Origin of the sequence: Sphingobacterium sp. UBA7625 (genome assembly GCF_002484085.1) — a bacterium.
Taxonomy (GTDB): Bacteria; Bacteroidota; Bacteroidia; order Sphingobacteriales; family Sphingobacteriaceae; genus Sphingobacterium; species Sphingobacterium athyrii.
Genome location: NZ_DLJD01000003.1, coordinates 384,123 through 394,109 on the forward strand (window position 1 = coordinate 384,123; position 9,987 = coordinate 394,109).

The window sequence follows — 9,987 nt, forward strand, 5'->3', positions numbered from 1 at the left end:
ATTTTAGGATACTCTTCGACCTCTTTTTTTAGGCGCATTGTTGGTTTCTTTTTGCGTGTTCTGCTGCCTTTTATTAGCAGGCGTACCTTGACCTGATTTTAATGGCTTCTTGATATTTTTAGTAGCTTCATTTGTTTTCCCATCGGAATTAACAGCGACTTGGGTTTTATGAGTTTCAGCTGTGGTTGCATTTTGTTTAAGTTTATTGGGGTTTTTAAAATTAAAATCTAATTCTCCTTTTTCTTTATTTAGCCATACATATCCCGGATATTCCTTCCCAGCACCATCCTTAAAATCGGTGATATATACTGTTTCACCCTTGCTAAGTTTATTGTACTGGTCGAAAGTAAATTCTTTCCTTCTAAAAGTTTTTGGTATTTCTGCAGATTGGTTTTGAGAGTTATCCTGTTTTTGAATTTTGATATTTCCTTTATCAAATTGAAATTCAATATGACCTTTGAAAGCATTAAATTGGATTTCACCATTAAATAAAGTATCTCTTTTAGAAAGCATCCCTTCAAGATATACAGGCTTACCTTCCAATAAAAGATTTTTTTGATCGGGAGTAAGGGTCACTCCTTTGATAATATCATCAATATGCATCTTTTCAACCGGAAAAGAAACTAATTGATTTGTATCCTTATCTAGCGTTATCACATGGAAAGCCTTCGTATTATTATCTGTAATTAGTTCTACAGCTCTTCCCATATTTCCTCTTTCTAATAGGTTGGTTTTATCCTCTTCGGTAAATTCATGTCCTTGAAATTTCTTATCTAATTCAATTTCATTTTTTTTGGGAAGCATGTTAAATACTGCTAGACCATCCTTTCCCTGTTCAAGCCATAACTTAGCTTGGGTTTCAATTTCTTGATTTCCAACCTTTAACGATACTGTTAGCATGTCATTTGTTTTAAAACCTTTTAACAGAGAGTCCAAAAGATTAAATTTCTCAAATTCCTCGCGGCTGTACCCAAGATTTTCTAAGCTTTTCCAGTCGATTTTTTCAATGGAATAGTGATTACCATTACTATTTTCCGTTTTGTTTTGTTGTTGTGCCATAGTATTTTTATTATTGTTTTTACTCAAAATATCCTTAAGTCCTTCTAGGAGCTCTTTACCTTCAAGTTTTGCTGTATCAATAAATTGCTGCATTTTTTTTGCTATCATGACAGCAGTTTCAATAGGAACTTTAAAAAAATTGAAGCGTGTGGGATTGCCGATCTGACTAAAAAAATTCTTTAAAAAATTGGAAAGCATATCTTCATTTTTGTTGAGTTTCAAAAAAGAATTTTCTTTTCTTTTAGTTGGATCAACCGTTTCAAGCTCATCTTTTTCACCAGGTTTTTTGCCGGACTTTTTCTTTATTCCTTTAACAGCGAGAATTTTATTGGTTTCTGTATCATGGACAAGCAACGTATCTGTTAGATCATTTGCTTGATCAGATTTCTGATTTTTGGATTGATTAGTACTCATAACTCTAAATTTTTGTAAATCTCAGATCAAGGTATTTTATAAATCAATAGCAATAACTAAGTTGGAATTTTAAGGTATTATTCGGCTTTCAATTTCCTCTTACGCTTAGTGGGAGTGTTAAAACTATCACGAATAAATTGGTGGACATCTGATAATTTGTAATAAAGCTTACCACTAATAGTGTAATAGAGTAATTTACCATCAGACCTGTATCTCTGTAATGAACGATTACTAATTTTTAGCATTTGAAGCAAATCCTGATTGTCTAGCAATTCTTCTCCATCAATTGCATTGTTAGTTTTCTTCATTTCTCTTACGCTTTCGGAAATCAAATCGAATCGATCCATGATTCTTTCCATCCAAGCAATAAATTCTAATCTGTCAATATTCATCTGTTTAAAATTTTTGTTCACAGACAAATTTCTTAGAGTAAAATAGTCCAGTAACCCAAGTTTAATCAAGTACTGCCAAAGGAAAGTGAAAATATTTTTTTGTCATTTTTAATTTTCAGATACTGTAATTTTTATGAATGAAGGATTTCAATGTTGTTGGTTTGTTGGATCTACTTGGCATATCTTGGCATAACTTGGTAAAGAAAAGACAACCTGTTGGCTGTCTCAATCTAATTATCTTAAAGATTTCTGTTCATGTATTCTTCTAAACTTACTTTAAGATGATCAAGAAAAGCTGTCTTGCTTCCTGATCTGACTTTCATTCGGTGGAAAGCATGGTGGAAATCGCCCAGCTCTATCTGGAAAAGTGTTTCAATGATGGTACTGATTTTTGATATTGCCAATCGACCATTGGATAAAGACCTGGCAGCGTAAAGTGCATATATTAGCTCTATTAGAGCGTTCTTAGAATCGGTCCAGAACATATCATCGTAATTGGTATATGTTAGCGATGGTGATTCATATTCATTCTCTGGGCTCAGCCTATTTCTTATATAAGTATATAATAGTTCATCTGCGGTAATATGAGCGACTTTGTAGTCATAGTATGTTGAAAAATTCGGATCGATTTCAAAGACAAAACTATTTAGACCTTCTATAATATCAATATTTCCTAAAGCAAAATATTTTTCATCAAGATCCTTACGACCTGATTTTATATATCGGTAAAAATCTGAATCTACAAAATGCTCTTGAAATTCATTGTTTAATTTTTCAAGTTCTTTTTCGAAATATATCTTATAAAGTTCACCAGCCTTCGCAGGACAAGATGTTTCAATCCTATAAATCTTGTTATAGTAAATAAGCTTTCCGAGAAGTTGTGGTTTTACGTATTTAAAAAAATTGATCTCCTGTTCCTTATCAATGAAACCCTTATTAGAAACAATAGCTTTTGTCTCATTTAATATTTCTTGGAGAAAGGTCGCCATTTGATAGGCTTCATTAATAACTTTTTCCTTGGTTAGTGTAATCTTGCATTCTTGAATTTCAATACGTTTTACTATAGTATCATAAATTGATTTTGTCATGGTAAAAATATTAGAAAGGTTCTCATTATCAGGTCCAGTGATATCAGCAATCTTAAAAATATAATATTTTTCCCTTTGTGGCGAATTATTTAATCTATCAATTAATTATATATTATTTTGCTAATAACCTTATTACATTCTTCAATTTTTATTGAAATATTTTATTCGTTCATAATTTGATTCAAAAGCAATTTAAATTAATGTAAGGTGTAATTATTTGCTGTTTAATATTTGAGTGTGTTTAGCAAATATTCGTAGTGTGATATTCTCTTACCGTTTAATAAAACATAAATTAATTAACATGTTTTGTACAAGTAGGGGACATAGTATTGAAGAAATATCAAGGTGACTTGAAAAACCCTTAAAAGGATCAAACTATTGTAAATAAAAACCTTCCAAATTTATGATTGGAAGGTTTTGAATTCTGCTAAGGTTTCTAGGGCCATCTTTTTTTGGTTACTCTTTTTAAAATATCATTCCCATCACTACTTAATTCATGTAAGGATTTTTCTTTTCCTCCTTGAATCCATTCTAATAATTCAGTTTTAGAAAAATGCAGTCTATTTCCTTTTTTGTAGAACGGTACTTCGCGTAGACACACTTTAGAATATAATGTTGGTAATGATAATTTTAAAATTTTGCAAGCTTCTTTTGCATCAACAAAGTCAAGTTCCGGCATTTCATTTTGGATACGATCCAATAGAATTTCTTCTAAACTGTCCAATCTTTCTTCAATTCTTTTAAGAATATTTGGTATTTGATCAAATGTATATTCCATACTTTTTTTTTCAAGGTAGGAAGACAGTGAAAAGAATGCTTAATATTGACTTTATCTGTCGTAATTTGTCTTTTAAAGGTGTTTAACGCTATTAAATATTTAATTAAATCTGAAAATTATTAGATATTAATATTATCTGTTGGAGGATCAATCTGATCGATATTCGCGATGTTCTTACCTATATCAAACAAATTGATTTTAATTTTTTCAGAGGCTTCTTTCTTTAAACTGTCAACTATCTTAGCATATATCTCCGTTGTTTTGATATCTTTATGACCTAATAGTTTTGAAACTGTATATATTGATGTGCCAGCTGCAATTTGTAAGGTCGCAAAGGTATGTCTAAAACCATGGAAGGTGAAATGTTTTTCTATACCCGCATTTGCCAACCACTTTTTCAACTCTGCTACTGTGTTATGATAATTTAACCCTTCAAATACTTTTGAATCAGACTTTCCTCGTGAACCTAACAATTTTATAGTTTGATCGGATACTGGATGATATTCGGCATTTTCTGTTTTTTCCTGATTATAAACTATGTAATAATTGCCTTCGGTTCCATGAATTTCACTCCATAATAGCTTTTCAACATCTGAATATCTGAAACCGGTCATAGCAGAGAAAAGTCCTGCCTTTTTTACTATTGGATTTCGACACTCAGAATTTGCCATTCTTTCTAATTCCTCCATGAATAAAAATGGACGATGGGTTTCCTGCGGTGCAATACTGTCAATTATTGAACCTAAGTCTGTGGGTAAAAAGCGCTTTTTAAAAGCCTCTTTTAATGTCAGCTTAAATCTTCCAAAATAAGCTACAGCCGTATTCTTTTTTATGGTTTTTCTGCGTCCCAATGCGGGGCATGTTAACAAATAATCTGCATATTCCTCACATATAGTTTCATTCAATTCATTAAATGGAATTTCGGGCCCTACAAAAGTCTTAAAATATCTAACAGACATTACCCAGTTATAACAGTTGTTCCTTTTTTTAGCTTCTGCTTCAAAGAATTCAATAAAGTTTGATTTCATCTTTTCTTCAGAAATAAAATCAAACCTCTTGCTTTGTAATTCTATATGCCTTTGAGCTCTTACATATTCTCCTAGAGCTAAAGTTTCTTTATTGAACTTCCTTTCAGTTTCGTTTTTGGGACGATTATAGATATATAATTTTAGATAGTGTTTTCGTTCCATTTTTCCTGTTTCTGGATTATAAATGGGAGGCCATATGTCCAGAAATAAAGATTGTCTGCCTTTTGATATAGGTTTTTTCCTTAATGTTACTTTTGACATAATTTTGGATTTTTGAGTAATATTAAAAATTGATAGTGCAAGCCAGATTTTATGGCTCTCTTAGGAGAAATTTGGCGTCAGAATGCCAAATAAATTAGTGTTATCCTGAATAGATACCCAACTCAATCCTCTTTAAAATATACTCAATTTTAACCCTTGGTACATATACGAATTTGCCCTTCTGAAATTTTGGGATACTATGTCTTTCTATAAGATTTTTTAAGGAAGTGGGAGAGATATTATACTCTTTTTGAATTTGGCCCATTGTGAAGCAATCTTTTAATGGTGTCCACTCAATCTTTTCCAAATCTTCTGTTGGATTTTGGATTACTTTCGGCTTGACTTCAAATAATGCATCGATATCTTTCTTTAATAGACGAATCTTTCTGATAGATAAATTAGCTGCAGGAATACTGCCATTTTTAACCATTCGATAGACTGTTCTCCTATCACATTTCAATAAAATAGCAGCTTCCTTGACTGTTAAGTAATCAAGGGTTTTGAGTGCAAAATAAGAGTTAAAATCTTCTTTAGGTTTTGATTGTGGTTTGGAAACTTCCTGAGTTGCTTCAGTCAATTTTTCTCTAAGTTCCCTAACATTAATCTTGTAAGCTCTGGAATTACAGGTTTTGCAACAGTATCTGGTTACTGTTGTTTGGGCAATAAATTCAAGTCCACAATGTTCGCAAATCTTCTTGATTTTCATAATATTTTATTTGTGGAAGAGATAATTTGGCTTAAGGTCCATTATGGTACATTTAAGTACAATTAGGTACAATAAATTACCTTAAGTGACACTAACTCTCCCGGGTTAAAAAAAATAAAATATTATTGGTTTGAGGGACAACTGGGGGACAAAATTGAACAAAACTAACCAAACTTTGAAAAACTCCTACAAAATCAATGTTTTTGTAAATAGTTAATAATCAATCGTTTGGTTTGTTTTAGTTTGTTTTATCTGTCGTACTTATTTGCCGATACAAAATTTGGAAAAAATATTATCCAGTAAATCGTCTGTTGACACAGTTCCCGTGATCTCACCAAGGTGATATAGCGCCTGACGGATATCCATCGCCAAAAAATCCGAGGTGACCGGATTATCAATGCCGAAAAGTACGCGCTCAAGTGAGTCAGATGTTTTCTGCAAAGCTTCGACATGTCGGATATTAGTGACCATGACATCCTCTGTATTCAAATTTCCGAGCTGCACCCTATTGATAAGTTCTTCTTTTAATTCTTCAACACCGATTTGCTCTTTAGCCGAAATATAAAGGGGATTCAGTGAAGCGTATTCATCTTTTTGCTGGTCAGATAATAGATCAGCCTTATTGATGATGGTCAAAAATGGAATTTGAAGGTTTTGAATTTCCTGCAACTGTGATTGCACTTCGTCTACTTTGTCCTGTAGCGGATCAAAGAGATAAATAATAAGTCTCGCTTGCTTCATTTTTGCACGGGTGCGCTCAACTCCCTTTGCTTCAATAATATCTGCGGTCTCACGAATACCTGCGGTATCAATAAATCGAAAGGTCACCCCATGGATGTTAATTTCATCTTCGATGGTATCACGTGTAGTACCTGCAATGTCCGACACGATAGCCCGCTCTTCGTTTAAAAAAGCATTTAATAAGGTTGATTTGCCTACATTTGGCTTACCGGCAATAACCACGGGAACGCCATTTTTTAACACATTTCCCTGTTCAAAAGATAGAATCAATTTTTGTACAATGACCTTAATTTTATTGATTAAATTCTTTAGCTGGTCTCTATTAGCAAATTCTACATCTTCCTCCGAAAAATCCAATTCGAGCTCAATGAGGGAGGCAAAATGAATCAAGTCTTCGCGAAGGGATTTAAGTTGGTTGGAAAATCCACCCCGCATTTGTTGCATGGCTATTTGATGTGATGCTGCGGAATTGGAGGCAATCAAATCAGCGACAGCTTCGGCTTGTGAAAGATCCATTCCGCCATTTAGGAAGGCACGAAGCGTGAATTCGCCAGCTCGGGCTGCCCGGGCGCCTTGTTTGATAAGCAAATGAATAACACGCTCAATAATGTATTTGGAATTATGCGTAGATATTTCTACTGAATTTTCTTTGGTGTAGGAATTGGGCGCGACAAATAAGGATACCAGTACCTCATCAATAATCTCATCACCGTCACGGATGGTTCCAAAATGAATCGTGTGGGAGGCTTGCTGACTGAGGTCTTTACCCTTGAAAATAGCATTGGTAATTTTAATTGCTTGTTGACCCGAAACGCGAATTACAGCAATCGCACCATTAGCTCCGGAGGGTGTCGCCAATGCGACAATCGTATCTTCAGTAATATAACCTGTATTGGACATGTTGCAAAGATACGTTAAATTGACTGGAATGAGAACGGATTCATATCCGGACAAATTAATTTTATGGGGATCAATTAAACCTTTGTTCAAACACGAAAGTCATACCAATAGAAACGCTTATAAAAAAGTGAAAAAATAGGCGATAGGGTACTTGATTTACAAATTTAATTGTGTTGTTATGAAAAAGATATTATACTTCGCATTGGCAATAGGAGGACTTGCTTTGATAACTCCAAAAGAATCGTCAGCTCAACACCGCGGAAATGATAGAGAATGGAAACATGATAAAGAGTATAGAAAATACGAGGAAAAAAGGGATAAGGAAGAACGCAAATATTGGGAAAAAAGAGAAAAGGAAGAGCGGAAGTACTACAATAAAGTAGCCAAGAATTACCGCAAAGGATACCGACATGGACCTCCAGCATGGGCGAGGGCACATCGATATGATAATAGACACCACGTTTACTTTAGGGATTATAAAACATTCTACGACCCTTATAGAAATGGATATGTTTATATGAGAAATGGACAATGGAGTTTTTCTGCAAGTGTACCTTCTTTTATGTTGAATGTTAACCTGGGTGCAGCTAATATACGCGTGGTAAAAGATGTGCCTATCAGCAGACACCCCGAAGATTTTTACGATGACTACCGTTGGGATTAAAAATATAATTTATCTTGTTGTTTAAGCTTAAAAGCCTCACTCTTGACAGAAATGAGGCTTTTATTTGTGCCATTAATCTTCTTCGAAGCTGACTTTATCCACTTCCAAAGATTTTATGCGTGCTAAAGATTCTATTCGGATATCGGATAATTCCCGTAATCTTTTGCCTCCTTCCTGAAAGGACTTTTCAATAATAAAGCCCATACCCAATAAGGTTGCGCCAGACTGTTGGATGAGATCTAATATGCCAAATGCTGCATTGCCATTGGCTAGAAAATCGTCAATAAAGAGCACCTTGTCATCCGCAGCGAGAAACTCTCTGCTTACGCATATATCGTAGGTTCGGTTTTTAGTAAAAGAATGTACTTCACTAACATACATATCGCCCATAGTCTTGGGCTTAGCCTTTTTGACAAAAACAACAGGGAGTTCCAAGAGATATCCCAACATAATAGCTGGTGCGATGCCACTGGCCTCAATCGTTATGATCTTGTTGATGGGTAGATCTGCAAAACGACGGACAAATTCTACCGCAATAGACTTCATCAACACGGGATCCATCTGGTGGTTGATGAAGTTATCTACTTTGAGTATGCCCCCAGCGAGGCTTTTGCCGTCATTAAGGATTCTATCCTTTAATAATTTCATGTGATACTTTTTATTGATAATTGCGAAAATACATTAAAGTAGGAGTGATTGAGATCAATCGGTCTCCATCTGATATAGATTATTGAATTCTTCCTGATGATGTTCGAGAATGACTTTACGTTTCATTTTTAATGTCGGCGTCAGTTCGCCATTTTCAACCGTGAATTCATCTCTTAGAATAATAGGTTTTTTGATTTGTTCCCAGTTGCCGAAATGCTGATTGGCGCGACGCACTTCCTGATTCACCTTTTTGATAATGACTGGATTTGTCAGAAAGTCCTCTTTGGTCATATCGGCGAGTTCAGGTGCGTCATTTTTGGCCCAATCCAATAAGTGAGCGTAATTGGGCACAATAAAGGCAGAGGCGAATTTCATGCCATCACCGATAACCATGGCCTGTTCAATAAATTTGGATTCGACAAGTTTTGTTTCAATAGGTTGTGGAATCACGTACTTGCCACCGGATATTTTGAACATTTCTTTTTTGCGGTCTATGATTTTCAGGAATTTCTCGTCTTCCCATTTGCCGATATCGCCGGTATGCAACCATCCATCAATAATGGTTTTGTCAGTCTCAGCTTTATTTTTGTAATATCCTATCATCACATTGGGTCCTTTGACCAATATCTCTCCGTCCTCGGCGAGTTTGATTTCTACAAAGCGCACGGGTAGCCCGACTGTACCAATACGGACTCCTTTCATGTAATGGTTGACAGAGATCAAAGGCGAAGCTTCGGTCATGCCATATCCTTCGTATAGCGGAATACCTGCCGCCAAAAACGCTCTTGTCAGCCTGTTATGTAATGATGCTGATCCTGAGGCGACAGTCAAGAGTTCGCCACCGAGTGCTTCATACCATTTATTGAGCACAAGTTGTTTGGCTAGTTTAAGCTTCATTGTATAAGCGAAACTTCTTTTTGCGGGATTCGGATCATATTCTTCCGCAACGGTTACTGCCCAATCAAATATTTTTCTTTTGAATCCGGTGAGTTCATGTCCCGTTTTCATGATTTTTTCATAAACCTTCTCAAGAATACGGGGAACCACAGTCATGATATGCGGCTTTACTTCTTTTAAATTATCACCAATTTTGTCAAAAGATTCGGCAATATGTATGGTAAAGCCTAAGTACATGTAAGTATACAGTACCATTCGTTCATAAGCGTGACAGGGAGGTAGAAAAGTGAGACCCCGGTCGTATACTTTACATGGAGTAATTTCAGCTGCACCAAGTACGTTCGAAAAAATATTATTATGGGAGAGCATGACACCTTTTGGCTTTCCTGTGGTGCCGGAGGTATAGATCAG

At 35.0% G+C, this 9,987-nt stretch carries 10 protein-coding genes; 1 reads left to right on the forward strand and 9 read right to left on the reverse strand.

The genetic code is table 11. The features are described 5' to 3' along the window. Positions 1-3: 3 nt before the first annotated feature. The 7 genes from B4G94_RS01715 to mnmE form a co-directional block, all read right to left on the reverse strand. Positions 4-1,473: a DUF3945 domain-containing protein gene (locus B4G94_RS01715; protein ID WP_286856736.1), complete on the reverse strand. Its 1,470-nt coding sequence runs from the start codon at positions 1,471-1,473 to the stop codon at positions 4-6. A 77-nt stretch (positions 1,474-1,550) separates the two neighbouring features. Then, positions 1,551-1,865: a helix-turn-helix domain-containing protein gene (locus B4G94_RS01720; RefSeq protein ID WP_048506288.1), complete on the reverse strand. Its 315-nt coding sequence runs from the start codon at positions 1,863-1,865 to the stop codon at positions 1,551-1,553. Between the two features lie 239 nt (positions 1,866-2,104). Next, entirely contained in the window at positions 2,105-2,953 is an 849-nt protein-coding gene (locus B4G94_RS01725) for an RteC domain-containing protein (protein ID WP_286856737.1), read from the reverse strand. A 436-nt stretch (positions 2,954-3,389) separates the two neighbouring features. After that, the gene (locus B4G94_RS01730) at positions 3,390-3,731 is read right to left on the reverse strand and encodes a helix-turn-helix domain-containing protein (protein WP_286856738.1); all 342 of its coding nucleotides are present in this window, start codon (positions 3,729-3,731) and stop codon (positions 3,390-3,392) included. A 119-nt stretch (positions 3,732-3,850) separates the two neighbouring features. Beyond that, positions 3,851-5,020: a site-specific integrase gene (locus B4G94_RS01735; RefSeq protein WP_286856739.1), complete on the reverse strand. Its 1,170-nt coding sequence runs from the start codon at positions 5,018-5,020 to the stop codon at positions 3,851-3,853. Between the two features lie 100 nt (positions 5,021-5,120). Beyond that, the gene (locus B4G94_RS01740; RefSeq protein ID WP_286856740.1) at positions 5,121-5,726 is read right to left on the reverse strand and encodes a helix-turn-helix domain-containing protein; all 606 of its coding nucleotides are present in this window, start codon (positions 5,724-5,726) and stop codon (positions 5,121-5,123) included. A 261-nt stretch (positions 5,727-5,987) separates the two neighbouring features. Next, entirely contained in the window at positions 5,988-7,367 is a 1,380-nt protein-coding gene (gene mnmE, locus B4G94_RS01745; RefSeq protein ID WP_108633654.1) for a tRNA uridine-5-carboxymethylaminomethyl(34) synthesis GTPase MnmE, read from the reverse strand. A 178-nt stretch (positions 7,368-7,545) separates the two neighbouring features. Here mnmE and B4G94_RS01750 point away from each other — a divergent pair, with 178 nt between their 5' ends. Further along, positions 7,546-8,031, forward strand: a complete 486-nt coding sequence (locus tag B4G94_RS01750) for a hypothetical protein (RefSeq protein WP_165307321.1) — start codon at positions 7,546-7,548, stop codon at positions 8,029-8,031. A 72-nt stretch (positions 8,032-8,103) separates the two neighbouring features. Here the strand turns inward: B4G94_RS01750 and xpt are convergent, their stop codons facing one another. Further along, positions 8,104-8,679: a xanthine phosphoribosyltransferase gene (gene xpt / locus B4G94_RS01755; protein ID WP_286856743.1), complete on the reverse strand. Its 576-nt coding sequence runs from the start codon at positions 8,677-8,679 to the stop codon at positions 8,104-8,106. A gap of 54 nt (positions 8,680-8,733) precedes the next feature. Beyond that, the coding region (locus B4G94_RS01760) for an AMP-dependent synthetase/ligase (protein WP_286856745.1) at positions 8,734-9,987 on the reverse strand (1,254 nt) is incomplete at its 5' end.